13 protein-coding genes are annotated in these 16318 nt (G+C 67.6%); 4 read left to right on the top strand and 9 right to left on the bottom strand.

Annotation, left to right across the window (positions count from 1 at the left end):
• The first annotated feature begins 24 nt into the window (after window positions 1-24).
• Window positions 25-2097, top strand: a complete 2073-nt coding sequence (locus tag BLS40_RS04750) for an acyl-CoA dehydrogenase family protein (protein WP_092149469.1) — start codon at window positions 25-27, stop codon at window positions 2095-2097.
• Between the two features lie 99 nt (window positions 2098-2196).
• On the opposite strand, the gene lipA is transcribed toward BLS40_RS04750, so the two are convergent.
• The 6 genes from lipA to sucB form a co-directional block, all read right to left on the bottom strand.
• Window positions 2197-3240 (bottom strand): lipoyl synthase, encoded by a 1044-nt coding sequence (gene lipA / locus BLS40_RS04745; RefSeq protein WP_092149466.1) that lies wholly within the window; start codon window positions 3238-3240, stop codon window positions 2197-2199.
• 29 nt (window positions 3241-3269) lie between these two features.
• The gene (gene lipB, locus BLS40_RS04740; RefSeq protein ID WP_092149464.1) at window positions 3270-4046 is read right to left on the bottom strand and encodes a lipoyl(octanoyl) transferase LipB; all 777 of its coding nucleotides are present in this window, start codon (window positions 4044-4046) and stop codon (window positions 3270-3272) included.
• Between the two features lie 27 nt (window positions 4047-4073).
• A complete protein-coding gene (gene gcvH, locus BLS40_RS04735) occupies window positions 4074-4466 on the bottom strand; it encodes a glycine cleavage system protein GcvH (protein WP_092149461.1) in 393 nt (130 codons plus the stop codon).
• 4 nt (window positions 4467-4470) lie between these two features.
• The gene (gcvT, locus tag BLS40_RS04730; protein WP_092149458.1) at window positions 4471-5538 is read right to left on the bottom strand and encodes a glycine cleavage system aminomethyltransferase GcvT; all 1068 of its coding nucleotides are present in this window, start codon (window positions 5536-5538) and stop codon (window positions 4471-4473) included.
• Between the two features lie 13 nt (window positions 5539-5551).
• Window positions 5552-8437, bottom strand: coding sequence for an aminomethyl-transferring glycine dehydrogenase (gcvP, locus tag BLS40_RS04725; protein WP_231908521.1), 2886 nt, complete (start codon window positions 8435-8437; stop codon window positions 5552-5554).
• A 201-nt stretch (window positions 8438-8638) separates the two neighbouring features.
• Window positions 8639-10876: a 2-oxoglutarate dehydrogenase, E2 component, dihydrolipoamide succinyltransferase gene (sucB, locus tag BLS40_RS04720; protein ID WP_092149450.1), complete on the bottom strand. Its 2238-nt coding sequence runs from the start codon at window positions 10874-10876 to the stop codon at window positions 8639-8641.
• A gap of 119 nt (window positions 10877-10995) precedes the next feature.
• Between sucB and BLS40_RS04715 the strand changes: the two genes are divergently transcribed.
• Window positions 10996-11391 (top strand): oxidoreductase, encoded by a 396-nt coding sequence (locus BLS40_RS04715; protein ID WP_092149447.1) that lies wholly within the window; start codon window positions 10996-10998, stop codon window positions 11389-11391.
• Between the two features lie 6 nt (window positions 11392-11397).
• On the opposite strand, the gene BLS40_RS04710 is transcribed toward BLS40_RS04715, so the two are convergent.
• On the bottom strand, window positions 11398-12867 hold the full coding sequence (locus BLS40_RS04710; RefSeq protein WP_092149444.1) for a leucyl aminopeptidase: 1470 nt from the start codon (window positions 12865-12867) through the stop codon (window positions 11398-11400).
• A 78-nt stretch (window positions 12868-12945) separates the two neighbouring features.
• On the opposite strand from BLS40_RS04710, the gene BLS40_RS04705 reads away from it, so the two are divergent.
• On the top strand, window positions 12946-14076 hold the full coding sequence (locus BLS40_RS04705) for a branched-chain amino acid aminotransferase (protein WP_092149441.1): 1131 nt from the start codon (window positions 12946-12948) through the stop codon (window positions 14074-14076).
• Window positions 14077-14083: 7 nt separating this feature from the next.
• Here the strand turns inward: BLS40_RS04705 and BLS40_RS04700 are convergent, their stop codons facing one another.
• Together BLS40_RS04700 and BLS40_RS04695 are read right to left on the bottom strand one after the other, a co-directional pair.
• Entirely contained in the window at window positions 14084-15058 is a 975-nt protein-coding gene (locus BLS40_RS04700) for a nicotinate-nucleotide--dimethylbenzimidazole phosphoribosyltransferase (RefSeq protein WP_092149438.1), read from the bottom strand.
• A complete protein-coding gene (locus BLS40_RS04695) occupies window positions 15058-15789 on the bottom strand; it encodes a DUF3043 domain-containing protein (protein ID WP_092149435.1) in 732 nt (243 codons plus the stop codon). The genes BLS40_RS04700 and BLS40_RS04695 overlap by 1 nt, the downstream gene beginning before the upstream one ends.
• A 142-nt stretch (window positions 15790-15931) precedes the next feature.
• Between BLS40_RS04695 and BLS40_RS04690 the strand changes: the two genes are divergently transcribed.
• The gene (locus BLS40_RS04690) at window positions 15932-16276 is read left to right on the top strand and encodes a HesB/IscA family protein (protein ID WP_092149432.1); all 345 of its coding nucleotides are present in this window, start codon (window positions 15932-15934) and stop codon (window positions 16274-16276) included.
• The last annotated feature ends 42 nt before the right edge of the window (window positions 16277-16318 follow it).

Raw genomic sequence — 16318 nt, 5'->3', positions numbered from 1 at the left:
AACCGAAAGGTAAACCCCGAAACCATGTCCCAGCCCAACCCCTCCAAGGACAACGTCGAAGCCAAGCCCTTGGCCACCGACGCGACCAAGGCGTCCGCCAAGCCGGAAAAGAACCAGCCGGCCACGCTGCCGAGCACGCCGGACCCGGCCGCTGTCGCCGACCTCGCCGACCTGATCGACGGCAACTACAAGGACCGCAAGGAAAGCCTGCGCCCCCTGCTTAACGACGCCTCCCTGCTCCCGAAGATCGACGGCACCCTCGACGAGATCCGCGCCGACAACCTCGAGAATGTGCAGAAGATCGCCTCCAGCGGCAAGATCCAGCCGTCGTTCTCCCCGCTCAACGGCGGCGAGGGCCAGGTCGCCGCGGGAGTGTCGTCGCTCGAGCTCATCGCCCAGATCAATAACTCCGCCGCGATTAAGTCCGGCGTGCAGTTCGGCCTGTGGGGCGGCGCCGTCGACGCGCTGGGCACCGAGCGCCACGTCGAGTTCGCGCAGGGAGCGATGGACCTGACCAAGCTCGGCTGCTTCGCCATGACCGAGATCGGCCACGGCTCCAACGTGCAGCAGCTCGAAACCACCGCCACCTACGACCCGGAGACGAAGGAGTTCATTGTCAACTCCCCGACGCCGGGGTCGAAGAAGGCCTACATTGGCAACGCTGCGCGCGACGGCCGCTGGGCAGCTGTTTTCGCCCAGCTCTACACCCCGGACTCCGAGGAGTCCCACGGCGTGCACTGCATCATTGTCCGCATCCGCGAGGAAGACGGCTCCGACGCCCCGGGCGTGACCACCTCCGACCACGGCCACAAGGGCGGCCTGCTCGGCGTGGACAACGGCATGATCGTGTTCGACAACGTCCGCGTGCCGCGTGAGAACCTGCTCAACCGCTTCGGTGACGTGGCGGAAGACGGCACGTATTCCTCCCCGATCGAGTCGAAGAACCGCCGCTTCTTCACCATGCTCGCCACCCTCGTGCGCGGCCGCCTAGGAGTCGGCGCATCCGCCCTCGGCGCGTCCCGCACCGGCCTCGCCCTGGCCGTGAAGTACGCGAACATCCGCCGCCAGTTCGAGGCCGGCACCCCGGGCAAGGAGGCCCGTCTCATCGACTACCGCCAGCACCGCCGCCGCCTGCTCATCCCGCTGGCGAAGTCCTACGCCCTGGCCATTTTCCAGAACGCGCTGCTGGACCGCTACCAGGCGCAGCAGGACGCCATCATGGCAGGCGAGTGGAACCCGGCTCAACCGACCGACGAGCAGGAACGCGCCGGGCGTGAGATGGAGACGCTGGCCGCCATCTTCAAGTCGACCGCCGCGACCTACGCCAACGCCACCCTGCAAGAGTGCCGCGAGGCCTGCGGCGGCGCCGGCTACATGTCCGAGAACCTGTTGACCACCTTCCGTGCCGACGTGGACATCTTCAGCACCTTCGAGGGCGACGACACCATTTTGCGCCAGCTCGTGGGCAAGAACCTGCTCACCGCCTACGGCCGGGAAGTCTCCGAGATGTCTCCGTTCGGCATGGCGAAGTTTGTCGCCTCCAACGTCGGCGACATCCTCACCCGCCGCTCCGGCATCGCCGCCGGCGTCCAGTCCATCTCCGACCGCGTGACCGGCACCGGCTCGCTGTTCGACGCCGAGACGCAGCTGCGCATCGTCCAATCGCGTGAGGAGCACGTGCTCAACTCCCTGGTCCGCCGCGTCCAGGTTGCGCGCAAGATGGACCGGGAGGACGCCGCCAAGGTCATCGACCGCACCCAGGATCACCTGCTGGCCGCGGCCGTCGCGTACGGCGACCGCATGATGGTTCAGGCCATGATCGAGGCGGAGGAGAAGCTTCCGGAGAACTCGCCGGCGCGCCCGGTCTTCGAGCAGCTGCGCGACCTCTACGTCTTGGACACCATCGTGGAGCACGCCGACTGGTACCAGGAGCACGGCGTCCTGCCGAGCGGCCGCGTCAAGGCCGCGAAGGCCGCGGTCAACGACCTGGTGGACTCCCTTGGCCCGTGGTCCGAGGTGCTTGTCGACGCCTTCAAGATCCCGGAGGTCGTCCTCGACCGGCCCATGATGGTCAACGGTGGCACCGACCTGAGCTAAGCGCGGATGCGCACAAAGAAGCGCTGAGGTCTTCCTGCGAGAAGACCTCAGCGCTTTTTTGGGCTCTTTTTCGGGCGTTTTACGCGCTGACGTCTTCCCTTAGCGCGTCAGCACGGGCGTCTCGCGCGACGGCCCGTACTTGCTCAGCAGAGTCGAGGCCTCCTGGGCCGTGTCGCCCTGCGAGGTCTCGGCGAGGTGCTTGAGGTTGTCCGGCAGCTCGAGGCCGCGGTGCTTCATCGCCTCGACGTAGAGCTTGCCGGCGCGGTAGGACGAACGCACCAGCGGGCCGGACATGACCGCGCCGAAGCCCATCTCGTACGCCGCGTCGCGGTACTCGATGAACTCTTCCGGCTTCACCCAGCGCTCAATCGGGTGGAACTGGGGGCCGGGGCGCAGGTACTGGGTGATGGTGATGATGTCGGTGCCGGCGTCGACAAGCTCCTGCAGCGATTGCATGACCTCCTCGCGCGTCTCGCCCATGCCCAGGATGAGGTTCGACTTGGTGATCAGGCCGAAGTCGCGGGCCTGGCGGATGACGTCCAGGGAACGGTCGTAGCGGAACGCCGGGCGGATGCGGCGGAAGATGCGCGGCACCGTCTCGACGTTGTGCGCGAAGACCTCGGGGCGGGCCTCGAAAACCTCTTGGAGCAGGTCCGGCTTGCCCGAGAAGTCCGGCGTGAGGTTCTCCACACCGGTGTTCGGGTTGAGCTCGTGAATCTTGCGCACCACCTCGGCGTAGAGCCACGCGCCCTCGTCCTCGAGATCGTCGCGGGTCACGCCGGTGATGGTGGAGTAGTTCAGGTTCATCTCGCGCACGGACTCCGCCACGCGCAGGGGCTCACCGCGGTCGAGGGGCTCCGGCTTGGCGGAGTTGATCTGGCAGAAATCGCACCGGCGGGAGCAGTTCGCCCCGCCGATGAGGAAGGTTGCCTCGCGGGACTCCCAACACTCGTGGATGTTGGGACAACCCGCCTCCTGACACACGGTGTGAAGGGAGGCTCCCGCCACCTTCTTCTTCATGTCCTCGTATTCGGGACCCGTCTTGACAGCGTTGCGGATCCACCGCGGCTTCGCCTCAATCGGGGTCTGCGCGTTACGCATCTCTACGCGCAGGAGCTTCCGGCCTTCAGGTGCAACAGTCACCCCCCTAGGGTATCGCGTATGTCAAGCGGTCAGAGAACGCGGGTGAGGCCCTTGGACGGGTCGGGGGCCGAGGCGAACGTGTGGTTGGCCACCTTCAACTGCCCGGACAGCGCCCGGTCGAGGGCGGAGACCAGCGGCTCGCTCATCTCGGCAGGCGTGACGTCGCGGCCCATTTCCAGGCTCATGGTGGTAACGTCCGCGTCGTCGATGCCGCACGCCACGATGTGGGAGTACGCCTCGAGCGAGTTGTCGCAGTTGAGCGACAACCCGTGCATGGTCACTCCGCGCGTGATGCGGATGCCCAGGGCCGCGATCTTCCTGTCTCGCGTCGGGGCCTCGGGGCTCGCGGCGCGGACGGTGTGGGGCAGCCAGACGCCCGAGCGACCGTCGATACGCCCAGCGGAGGTGAGCCCCGCCTCGCGCACCGCGAAGATGATGGCCTCCTCCAGGCGGCGCACGTAGTCCACCACATCGACCGGGTCGGCCAGTTTGATAATGGGGTAGAGCACCAGCTGGCCCTCCCCGTGCCACGTGATGCGCCCGCCGCGGTCCACCTGGACTACCGGGGCGTCATCCTTGGGCATATCCTCCGGCTGCGTGCGCTTGCCGGCGGTGTAGGTGTAGGGGTGCTCGAGCACCAGGACGGTGTCTCCGATCTCGTCGCTGGCGCGCTGGGTGGCGAGTTCCGCCTGCAGTTCCCAAGCGCGCGTGTAGTCGACCAGGCCGAGGTGGCGAACGTCAAGCGGCCCACCCGATGCACGGATGGGCTCGCTGGCGGGGAAGAAGGGTTCGCGTGGAGCAGTCATGCCCCACATCGTAGTCCTACGCCCGAATTAGATGCCGTTGTCTGCCGCGTATTCATCGGCGGTCATGAGCGGACCGACGGAGGCGACGGTGACCTCGAAGAGCCACCCCTTGCCGAAGGGATCCTTGTTAATCAGCTCAAAGTTGCCGTCGATTTCCTCGTTCACGGCGGCCACGTTGCCGGTGACGGGGGAGTACAGGTCGGACACGGACTTGGTGGACTCGATCTCGCCGCAGGTCTCGCCGGCGGTGACCTCGTCGCCCACCTGCGGGAGTTCGGCGAAGACGACCTCGCCGAGGCGGTCGGCGGCCACGGAGGTGATGCCGACGCGCACGACCGCGCCCTCAGCCACATCCTGCGGGGCGTTGATCCACTCGTGATCCTCGGAGTAGGAGAAATCTTGGGGCAGTTCGTTAGCCATGGAGCTAGGAATCCTTTCGGGTGTAGAAGGGGGTCTCAACGATAGTAAACGGGTAACGGCGCCCGCGGATGTCAATTTCGACATCGGTGCCGATCTCGGCGTGCTCCGGGTCGAGGTGCGCCAGCGCCACGGGGTAGCCGAGGGTGGGGGACGGCTGGCCAGACGTGACCTCGCCGATCTTCTCCTCGCCCAGGTAAACCACCGCGCCCTCGCGGGCGGCGCGGCGCTGGGAGGAGGTCAGGCCGGCGATGACCACACGCGGCTGCCGGCCGGCGAGGGCCTCCTTGCCCACGAAGTCCGCCTCCTTCTTCGCAAACGCCCGGCCCATGCCCGCCTCCACCGGGGTGATGTCCGCGGAGAGCTCGTGGCCGTACAGCGGCATGGACGCCTCCAGGCGCAGGGAGTCACGCGCGGCCAGACCGCACGGGGTGCCGTGACCTGCGACGGCATCCCACACGGCGGGGGCGTCGGCGAAGCTGGAGTAGATCTCGAAGCCGTCCTCCCCCGTGTAGCCGGTGCGCGCGACGATGACGTCGATGTCCCCCAGCTTCATTTCGCCGGCGGAGTAGTAGGACAGCTCGCCCGGTGCGCCGTCGACAAGCGGGGCGAGGACCTCCAGCGACCGCGGGCCCTGCACTGCGATAAGTGCGATCTCCTCGCTGCGGTTGGTCAGCTCGACGTCGAAGCCTTCGGCGCGGGCCTGGAACGCCAGCCACACCGCGGAGGTGTTGGCGGCGTTGGGCACGACGAGGTAGTGGTCGTCGGCGAGCTTGTAGCTGATCAGGTCATCCAGGATGCCGCCGTCCTCGGCGACGATCATGGAGTATTTCGCCTTGCCCACCTTCAGGGTGGACAGCGAGGAGATCAGCGCGAAGTCGAGGAAGGCGCCGGCGTCGGGGCCGGTGACGTCGATTTCGCCCATGTGGGAGAGGTCGAAGATGCCGACGTCGCCGCGCACGGCGCGGTGCTCCTCCAGCTCGTTGTCGTACTTCAAGGGCATGGTCCAGCCGCCGAAGTCGGTGAACGAGGCCCCGAGCTGCTCGTGGATGGCTTTCAAGGGTGATTCCGGCATGTGTGCACCTTCCTTACTTGCGGTTTTCTTCGGTCACGACAACGTCGACCTCTTCGACGGACTCGGGCTCGATGTCGAACGCCTCCGGGGGCGGGCAGGCGCACACCAGGTTGCGGTCGCCGTAGGCCTCGTCGATGCGGCGCACCGGCGGGAAGTACTTCTGCCGGATGAGCCCCTCGACCGGGTACGCCGCCTGCTCGCGGGTGAAGTCGTACGGCCACTCGCTGCGGGTGACGCTGTAGGCCGTGTACGGCGCGTTGTGCACCACGGACTTTTCGTACTCGATCTTCCCATCGACGATCTCCTGGATCTCGGCGCGGATGCTGCGCATCGCCTCGATGAAGCGCTTGAGCTCGGCGAGGTCCTCCGACTCCGTCGGCTCCACCATGAGCGTGCCCGCGACGGGGAAGGCGAGGGTGGGGGCGTGGAAGCCGTAGTCCACCAGCCGCTTGGCCACGTCGGTCGCGGTCACCCCGGACTCAGCGGCGATGCCGTTGAGGTCGAGGATGCACTCGTGGCCCACCAGGCCGGCGTTGCCGGTGTAGAGGATGGGGTAGGAGTCCTGGAGCTCGTGGACCAGGTAGTTGGCGGCCAGCACCGCGTTCTGGGTGGCTTTCTTCAGGCCGTCGGCCCCGCTCATGGCGATGTACGCCCACGAGATGGGCAGGACGCCGGCCGAGCCGTAGGTGGTCGACGAGATGGGGACGCCCTCGCCTGTGGGAACGTCCTCCGCGGCGTCCTCACGGGAGACCTGCGGGTCGGCGGGGAGGAAAGGCACGAGGTGCTCGGCCACGCCGATCGGGCCAACGCCCGGGCCGCCGCCGCCGTGCGGGATGGTGAATGTCTTGTGCAGGTTGAGGTGGCTGACGTCGCCGCCGAAGTCGCCCGGGCGGCCGATGCCCGTCAGCGCGTTCATGTTCGCGCCGTCGATGTAGACCTGGCCGCCCGCGGCGTGGACCTTGTCGGCCACGGTCTGCACCGTGTCCTCGTACACGCCGTGCGTGGACGGGTAGGTGATCATGATCGCGGCGACGCGCCCGGCGTGCTGCTCGAGCTTGGCGTCGAGGTCGTCGACGTCGATGGACCCGTCGGCGGCGGTCTTGACCACGGCGACGCGCAGGTTCGCCAGCGTCGCCGACGCCGCGTTCGTGCCGTGCGCGGAGGCCGGGATCAGGCAGATGTCGCGCTCGCTGTCTCCGTTGGCGACGTGGTAGCGGCGGATCGCCAGCAGGCCCGCGAGCTCGCCGGTGGCGCCCGAGTTCGGCTGGACGCTCACGGCGGCGTAGCCGGTGAGCTCGACCAGCCAGTCGGAGAGCTCCCCGATGAGCTCGCGCCAGCCCTGCGTGTACTCGTCGGGGGTGAACGGGTGCACGTTGGCGAAGCCGGGCCAGGTGATCGCCTCCAGCCCCGCGGTGGGGTTGAGCTTCATGGTGCACGACCCCAGCGGGATCATTGTGCGGTCGAGCGCCAGGTCCTTGTCGCCCAGCTTGCGGATGTAGCGCATCATCTGGGTCTCGGAGTGGACAATGTTGAACGTCTCGTGGGTGAGGAACTCCGTTGTCCGGTCGAGGCCTTCGGGCAGCCGGCTGCCGCCTTCGGTGAGCGTGCCGCCGAAGGCCTCGACGAGCACCTCGAGGTCGCGGTCTTCGGTGTCCTCGCCGAAGCTGACCACCACCGCGTCGGTGCCGATCGTGCGCACCAGGTAGCCCTTGTCGGCCAAGGCGCGCTTGATCTCTCCCGCCCGCCCGTCGACGGCGACGGTGACCGTGTCGAAGAAGTTCTCGTGCTTGACGCGGCCGAAGCCGCCCTTGCTTATCGACGCCGCGAAGTCGGCGGCCCGGCGATGAACCGCCCGCGCGATGTCGGTGAGGCCCTCGGGGCCGTGGTACACGGCGTACATGGAGGCGGTCACGGCGAGCAGGGCCTGCGCCGTGCAGATGTTCGAGGTGGCGCGCTCGCGGCGGATGTGCTGCTCGCGGGTCTGCAGCGCGAGGCGGTAGGCGGGGTAGCCCTCCGCGTCCACGGACACGCCCACGAGCCGGCCCGGCATCTGGCGCTTGAGCTTGTCGGACACCGACATATAAGCGGCGTGGGGGCCGCCGTAGAACAGCGGGACGCCGAAGCGCTGGGTGGTGCCGATGGTGATGTCCGCCCCGAGCTCACCCGGCGACTCCAGCAGTGTCAGCGCGAGGATGTCCGCGTCGACGGCAGCGAGACCGCCGCGGGAGTGGATCGCCTCGATGATCGGGCGCGGGTCGATGATGTCGCCCTCGGTGCCCGGGTAGGCGATGACCACGCCCACGAGGTCCTCGCCCACAACGCCCTGGGTCAGGTCGGTGACTTCGACCTCGAGGTCGATCGCGCGGGCGCGCTCCGAGGCCACCGCGATGACCTGGGGGTGCAGGCGAGAGTCGAGCAGCACGCGGCGGCCCTTCTTCACGGCGCGGGACATCAGCCCGATGGCCTCGCCGGCGGCCGAGGCTTCGTCCAGCAGCGACGCGTTGGAGATGGGAAGACCGGTGAGATCCTGCACCATCGTCTGGAAGTTGAGCAGCGCCTCTAGGCGGCCCTGGGAGATCTCCGGCTGGTAGGGGGTGTAGGCGGTGTACCAGCCGGCATCCTCCACCACTCCGCGACGGATGACCGGCGGCGTCAGCGTCGAGGAGAAGCCCTGCCCGTAGAACGCCTTGAGCACAACGTTCTTGTCCGCCAGCTCCCGCAGGCGGGTCTGAGCCTGGTGCTCCGTCAGCGGCGCGGGAAGCGTGATCGGCTCGGTCGCCTTGATGCCGGGCGGTATGGCGGCGTCTACCAACGCCTCGACGCTGTCGTAGCCCAGCGCGGCGAGCATTTCCTGCTCTTCTGCGCTGTCGGGCCCGATGTGCCGGGAAATGTAGTCCAACGCATTCTCCTTGTGTCGGGGAAACGATATGCACCTCTCAGTCTAACGACTGCCCCGACAAACCCGTGCCGTCTCGTACTGCTTACATTCCCCGGCGCATCCTCGCCGCGCTCGAAAGCAGCGCGCAACACAAAACCGCCCCGGGGACATGCGTCCGCGGGGCGGTTCTGGGTGAGGCGGGCTTAACAAGCCCCGGAGGCGTTAGAGCCCAAGATCTGCCTCGAAGTCGCCGGTCTCGATGCGGTCGCGGATCGTGGAGACAAACCGGCCCGCGTCGGCGCCGTCGACAAGCTGGTGGTCGTAGGTGAACGGCAGGTAGGTCATCTGACGGATCGCGATGGCGTCGACGCCGTTCTCGGTGACGACGACCGGGCGCTTCTCAATCGCCGCGGTGCCCAGGATGCCGGCCTGCGGCGGGGTGAGAATCGGGGTGTCGAGCATGGCGCCCTCGGAACCGATGTTGGTGACGGTGAACGTCGCGCCGGAGAGGTCGTCCGGACGCAGCTTCTTCGTGCGCGCGCGCTCGGCCACGTCCGCGATGCCCTTGGCGATGTCCGCCAGGTTCATGTCCTGCGCCTTCTTCAGCACCGGAACCAGCAGGCCCTGCGGGGTATCCACCGCGATGCCGATGTTGACGTCGGCGTGATAGGTGATCTCCTTAGTCTCGGCGTTGTAGGACGCGTTGACGTTCGGGTGAAGGACGAGCGCCTCTGCCGCTGCCTTGACGAAGAAGGCGAGGTAGGTGATGTTGACACCGTACTTCTCCACGAACTTCGGCTTCACCTTGGCGCGCAGCGCGGCGACGGCGGTGACGTCGACTTCCTGCACGTGGGTGAGCTGGGCGGTCGACTGCAGCGACTGCACCATAGTGGTCGCGGTGATCTGGCGGATGCGCGAGACCTTCTGGGTGGTGTCGATCAGCTCCTGCTTGGACGGGTCGACCTTGTAGGTGGACCACGCCGCACGCGGATCGTTCGAGGCGGGGGCGTCGGCCGCGGCCTGGCCCTGTGCCTGCTCCTGGCCCGCCTTGGCGCCGCCCTCGGCGGCGGCGAGGACGTCCTGCTTGCGGATGCGGCCGCCGACGCCGGTGCCCTCGATCGAGTTGAGGTCAACACCGTGCTTGTCGGCGAGCTTGCGCACGAGCGGGGTGACGTAGGGGACCTTGTCGCCGCGGTTTTCCAGGGTGGTGGAGGCGGCGGACGCGTTGGTGGCCTCCTCCGGAGCGGCCTCCGCCTTGGCGTCGAGCTCGGAGCGCTCGTTGACCGCGGAGCCCTCTGCCGACTTGTCATCCTTTTGGGGATCCGTGGCCTCCGAGGTTGTCTTCGGGGTGGGCTTGTCCTCCTGAGGCTGCGCTTCCTGTTTGGCGGGCTCAGACGGCTCAGCGTGTTCGGCGGGTGCGGTATCCGCGGATTCCGCAGACGCTGCCGCCTCGGCGTCGCCGATGACGACGATGACCTCGCCGACCTCGACGGTGTCGTCCTCCTGGGCCAGGATCTCCAGGATCGTTCCCTCAACCGGGGACGGGATTTCGGTGTCGACCTTGTCGGTGGAAACTTCGAGCAGCGGCTCGTCCACCTCGACGAGGTCGCCGACCTGCTTGAGCCAGGTGGTGATGGTGCCCTCGGTGACGGACTCGCCCAGCTCGGGCATCTCCACCTTGGTGGACTTGCCGGAGCCCTTCAGGTTGGTTGAGGAGGCGTTGGTGTCGTCCTTCCTCGGGGCGTCCTCGGGGTTAGCGCCCTCGCCGGGTGCGGAGTTGTCCTCGGTGACCTCTTCGTCCACGTCGGCGACGCTCTCTTCGCCGCGGTTGACCTCCTCGCCGGAGGACGCGGGGGCGGCGTTGGCGTCACCCACGCGGGCGATGACCTCGCCCACCTCGACGGTGTCATCTTCGTCGGCCAGAATCTCCAGCAGCGTACCTGCGACGGGGGAGGGGATTTCGGTGTCGACCTTGTCGGTGGAGACCTCGAGGAGCGGCTCGTCAACGTCCACGGTGTCGCCGACCTGCTTGAGCCACGTTGTGATGGTGCCCTCGGTGACGGACTCGCCCAGCTCGGGCATCTCGATGTCGGTTGCGGGGCCGGAGGCCGCCGGGCTCGCCGCGGGCCTCTCGGCGGGGGCGGATTCCGCGGGGGCAGACTCGGCGAGAGCTTCTTCCTGGGCGGGGGCGGATGCGGCGGCGCCGGAGTCTGCGCTCTCGCCCTCCTCGCCGATAATCGCGATGACCTCGCCGACCTCGACGGTGTCGTCCTCCTGCGCCTTAATTTCGAGGAGAACGCCGGATGCGGGGGAGGGGATCTCGGTGTCGACCTTGTCCGTGGAGACCTCGAGCAACGGCTCATCGACGTCGACGGTGTCGCCAACTTCCTTCAGCCACGTGGTAATCGTGCCCTCGGTTACCGATTCGCCCAGCTCGGGCATCTCTACAGAGTGCGCCATGGTTTAGTCTCCTCGCAGGTAATGTAAGACGTTAACTACAAGGCTTCAGCGTACCCGTTTCAGTGCTCAACCGTCGCCCGTGGGGGTCCGTTGTACCGGGCGTCGGTAATATTGGGCGGGTGTTCAACTTCTTCGGCAGGCGCACGCCGGCCTCGCCCCTGAAACCACCGCGCGGCCCGGGCGACACGATCCGTCCCGAGGATTCCCGCGATCTGGCCCAGTGGGCGAGCGGCCGCGGTTTTATCGAAGGGTTCGTCGAGCCCGAGACGATGCTCAACGAAATGTCGGTCGTGCTTGTCGACGAAGCCGGCAACTACATCCGGCGCCGCATCGGCGGGCCAAAGGGGATTGATGCGGTGGCCACACTGCTGGGCATCGCGCTGTACGACGTCGAGGAGACCGGCTATCCCGAACGCATGCGCAAGAAAATGGAGCAGGAGCGGATCCTGCGCCGCCGCGCCGAGCAGCGCGAGCGCCGCGCCAGGTTCGAGCGCGGCGAAAACCCGCCCAGCTAACCGGCTTTACTCGGCGAGAGCGAGCAGCGTTTCGACGATCGTGCGCACCGGGGTGCCCGTCGCCCGCTTCGGCGTGTAGCCGTGCGCCCCACCCGTGTTCCAGGCGGGGCCGGCGACGTCCATGTGCACCCACTCGGTGTCCTCGTGCACGAAGCGCGACAGGTACAGGCCCGCGTAGAGCATGCCACCGTTGCGCGAGTTGTGCACGTTGCGGATGTCGGCGACGGGCGACTTGAGATCCTCGTTCTGCTCCTCGAGCAGCGGCATCGCCCACGCGTTTTCGCCCACCTCGCGGCCGATCTCGGCGACGCGGTCGCGGAACTCGTCGGACCCCATGACGCCCATCGTCCGCGTGCCGAGGGCGACCATTTGCGCTCCGGTCAGCGTCGCCGTCTCGATGAGGTAGGCGGGGGAGTCTTCGGACGCGCGGGCTATGGCGTCGGCAAGCACGAGCCGGCCCTCCGCGTCGGTGTTGAGAACTTCGCTGGTCAGGCCGCCGTAGTGCGTGATCACGTCGCCCGGGTGGGTCGCGGAGCCCGAGGGCATGTTCTCCGCCAGGGGCAGCCACGCCTCAACCCGCGCCGGGATGCCGAGCCGCGCCGCGGCGGCGATGGCGCCCAGCTGTGCGGCGGAGCCTCCCATGTCCGAGATCATGTCCTCCATCTGTGGCGCTGGCTTCAGGGAGATGCCTCCGGTGTCGAAGGTGATGCCCTTGCCCACGAGGGCCGCGGTGACGGGGCCGCCTTCCTTGCCGCCGTTCCACACCAGGTGGACGAGCCGCGGCGGGCGCACCGAACCCTTGCCCACCGCGAGGATGCCGCCGTAGCTGTTGGCCTCGAGGTATTCCTCGTCGTAGACCTCCACGTCCAGGCCGCACTGGCCGGCGACCTCCTCCATCACGCGCGCATAGGACTCCGGGTAGAGGAAGTTCGCGGGCGTATTAACAAGGTCGCGGGTAAGCAGGGTCGACTCCGCCACGATGACCGCGCGCTCGAATTCCTCGCGCGCTGCGGGCTCGTCGCCGCCGACGACGGTGATGCGCACCTTCTCCGGCGTGGACTCCGGGGATTTGAGCCCGGTGTAGGAGTAGCCGCCGAGGAGCAGACCCTCCACGATCGGGCGGATGCCCAGCTCGGCGGTGATGGTGGCGTGCTCGACGCCGCTCAGGCTGCGCGCCAACGCGCCGGCGGCGCGGCGCACCGCTTCCTCATCGATGTCGTCGGAGTTGCCGAGGCCGAAGGACAGCGTCAGGCGGTCGTCGATAAGCAGGCGGGTGACCTCTCCCGCCGCACCCTTGGCGCCGACCGCCTCGAGCGACTCAAGTAGCCCGCGGGCCGAGAGCGCGGTGACCGGCAGCTCAAGGCCGTCGCCCGACGACACCGGAACGAGTACCGCGCCCGGATCGGCGGGAACCTCGGCGGCGAACTGAACCTCGACCGTGGTGCCGCGGGCGGGCAAGGAGACCTCAAAAGTCATGGATGAAACAATCCTTTCCGTGCACAAGATGGATAGCTTTTACCCACCGTACCTGGACGGAGGAGTACAGTGACGCCTATGACCATGCTCGAATTCACCGTGACTAAGAACCCCGAACCGGCGACGGCCGAACAGCGCGAAGAAGTACTGCGCGAGCCGAAGTTCGGTCAGGTATTCACCGATCACATGGTCACCATTGAGTGGAACTCGGAGCTCGGTTGGCACAACGCCCAGGTCCGCGCCTACGCGCCCGTCCCGCTCGACCCCGCCTCGAGCGTCCTGCACTACGGGCAGGCGATCTTCGAGGGGCTCAAAGCCTACCGCAACCGAGGGGGCGGCATCACCACGTTCCGCCCGGAGCGCAACGCGCGTCGCCTGCAGGACTCGGCGCGCCGTCTGGCCATGCCGGAGCTGCCGGAGGAACTGTTTCTGGAGTCGCTGCGCCAGCTCGTGGAGATTGACCAGGCGTGGGTGCCCGCCGCCGGCGGCGAGTCCTCCCTCTACCTGCGGCCGTTCATGATTGCCACCGAGGCGTCGCTCGGCGTCAAGCCGTCGTCGACCTACACCTACTTCGTCATCGCCTCCCCAGTTGGGGCCTACTTCGCGGGCGGCGTCAAGCCCGTGTCCGTCTGGATCTCCGAGGACTACGTCCGCGCCGCGCCGGGCGGCACCGGCGACGCCAAGTTCGCCGGCAATTACGCCGCCTCCCTGCTTGCCCAGGCGCAGGCGGAGGAGAAGGGGTGCGACCAAGTCGTGTGGCTTGACGCGATTGAGCGCACCTACATCGAGGAGATGGGCGGGATGAACCTCATGTTCGTCTACGGCGACGAATCAGATGGCCCGGAGGGCGTCACGATTGTCACACCGTCGCTGTCCGGCTCCCTTCTGCCCGGCATCACCCGTGACTCCCTGCTGCAGGTCGCCCACGACCTCGGCTACGGCACCGAGGAGCGCCGGATCACCGTCGACGAATGGCGCGAGGGCGTCGCCACGGGCGAGATCACCGAGACCCTCGCCTGCGGCACCGCGGCCGTGATCACCCCGGTGGGAACCGTCATGTCCCGCAGCGGCGAGTTTACCGTCGGCAACAACGAGCCGGGCGACGTGAGCATGAAGATGCGCAAGCGCCTACGCGCCATCCAGGAAGGCGAGGTGGAAGACACCCACGGGTGGAACCAGATCCTCGTGGAGTCTCCCTCCGCCAGCTAGCGAGACGTTACCCTTCCCGGCCGCCGAGTTCCCCGCCCGCGAGCTCGGCGGCCGCGTTGATCACCGGCAGCGCCAGCAGTGCCCCAGTGCCCTCGCCCGTGGACATGTCCAACGCCAGGACCGGGGTCAGATCGAGGGCCTGCACGCACGCGGCGTGGCAGGGCTCGGGGCTGAGCTGGCCCGCAATCAGCCAGTGCCGCGTGCCGGGGGCGAGCTTTTCGGCCACCAGCGCGGCCACGGCCACATAGGCGCCGTCCACCAAGACGGGCGTCCGGCGGACCGCCGACTGCGCGATGAGCGCCACGAGTGCGACAAAATCCGGGGCGGAGACGGCGCGCAAAACACGCGGGACGTCGTCGGCGAAGCCGCGCGCCCGGAACATGGCGTCGCGCACCGCAGCCACCTTGACCTTCCACACCTCGTCGCTGATCCCGCTGCCGCGCCCGATGGCCACGGCCGGCTCCGTCCGGGTGAGGGTTCCGAACATCGCGGCGGCCACCGTCGTGTTACCCACGCCGACGTCCCCCGGGATGATGAGATCCGTGCCCGCGTCGACCTCCTGGTCGGCGATCTCCGTGCCTAGGGCCAGCGCCTGCGCGAACACGGCCTCGTCCATCGCGTCTTCGATGTCGATGGAGCCGCCGGGAGCGTCGGCGAAGTCGTCGACAAGCCGCAGTGTGCAGCCGGCCGCCCGCGCCGCGGTGTGCGCGGGGCCGGAACCAGCCCGAAGCTCCTCAACCTGCACCGCGGTCGCCTCCGGCATGAACGCCGAGACCCCGCGGGAGGCCACACCGTGGTTGCCCGCGACGACGATCGCCCGCGCCCGGGTAAAAGGCGCGGGCACGTCTGCGCCCTGGCAGGCGGCGACCCAGGACGCGATCTCGGACAGGCGGCCGAACGAGCGCCCGCGCACAGACGCCGCCAGGGCCCGGCGCACACGCGCCTGGACGCCGGCGTCCGGAAGATCTACCGAGGAGAACATCACTCCACCTTCGATCCCGCGGTCACCTGCGGCTTCGGCGAACGCCATCCGCGCGGCTGCGTCGCTCGGGAAAACGCGTACATGCCCAGACCGAAACCGGTTTCCCCGCTGCCCGGGAACTTCCGCTTCACGGCGTTGTTCGCCGCGCGGCCGATGATGAACGCCTCGGCGATGATGGTCAGCATGAACACCAGGGTGATAAACGAGATGACCTGAGCCACCTGCGGCGTGGTAAAGGAGACCGCGAACGTGAGCACCAGGATCACGAGTGCGATGGGCATGACCCAGTTGTTGAGGAAGTAGCGCGAATCCACCCAGTCGCGCACGTACCTGCGCACCTCGCCCTTGTCCCGGTCCATGAGGTAGCGCTCGTCGCCGGCGTCCATCTTGGCCTGAATGTCGCGGTTGGCGGCGCGGCGCTCGTCGCGCTGCTTCTTCTTGTACGCCTTCCACTCCTCCTTAGACATGGACTTCTTCAATTCCTTGTTGCGCTGATTCTGTTGGGCAGGCGTGAGCGCGTTCGGGTCGCGGACGACACCGCGCTTGACTTCCTGCTCGATGCGCTTCGGGGTGGGGCGGCCCTTCGGCGGGGTGTAGCCCTTCGGGAGCTTGGCATGCGCCGGATCCTTTTCCTTCTCCAGCGCCTGCGGCTCGATCTTGGTGGAGCCGGAGGTGTCCCCGGTGCGGACAGCTGCGTCGGGTGTGTCGGATTTCTGCCACGGAAGTTTCACGCCCCCAAGGCTACAAGGCGGGCCCACCCCGGACGGGAATAGGCGCGGCGACCGCGGTGTTGTACGGAAGTAAGCGGCAACTAGGTAGTCTTGACCGCAGGAATCTTTTCACAGTTTGTCAGTTTTTCGAGGAGCTAAAACAATGACTGCACCCACCTCCACAACCGGTGTGACACTGACCGATGAGGCAGCCGCTAAGGCGAAGGCTCTGTTGGATCAGGAAGGTCGGAACGACCTTGCACTGCGCATCGCGGTTCAGCCCGGGGGCTGCGCCGGTCTGCGCTACCAGCTGTACTTCGATGACCGCGACCTCGACGGCGACAAGGCCGACGAGATCGGCGGCGTCCGTCTCGTCGTGGACAAGATGAGCGTGCCGTACCTGATGGGCGCGACGATCGACTTCGCCGACACCATCGAGCAGCAGGGCTTCACCATCGACAACCCCAACGCCGGCTCCTCCTGCGCCTGCGGAGACTCCTTCAACTAAGCGCCGACTAAGCGCCGCCGCTATTCGGACACAGGCAAGAAC

Origin of the sequence: Corynebacterium mycetoides, assembly GCF_900103625.1 — a bacterium.
Classification (GTDB): Bacteria; Actinomycetota; Actinomycetes; order Mycobacteriales; family Mycobacteriaceae; genus Corynebacterium; species Corynebacterium mycetoides.
This window is presented reverse-complemented; position numbering and strand designations above follow the sequence as displayed.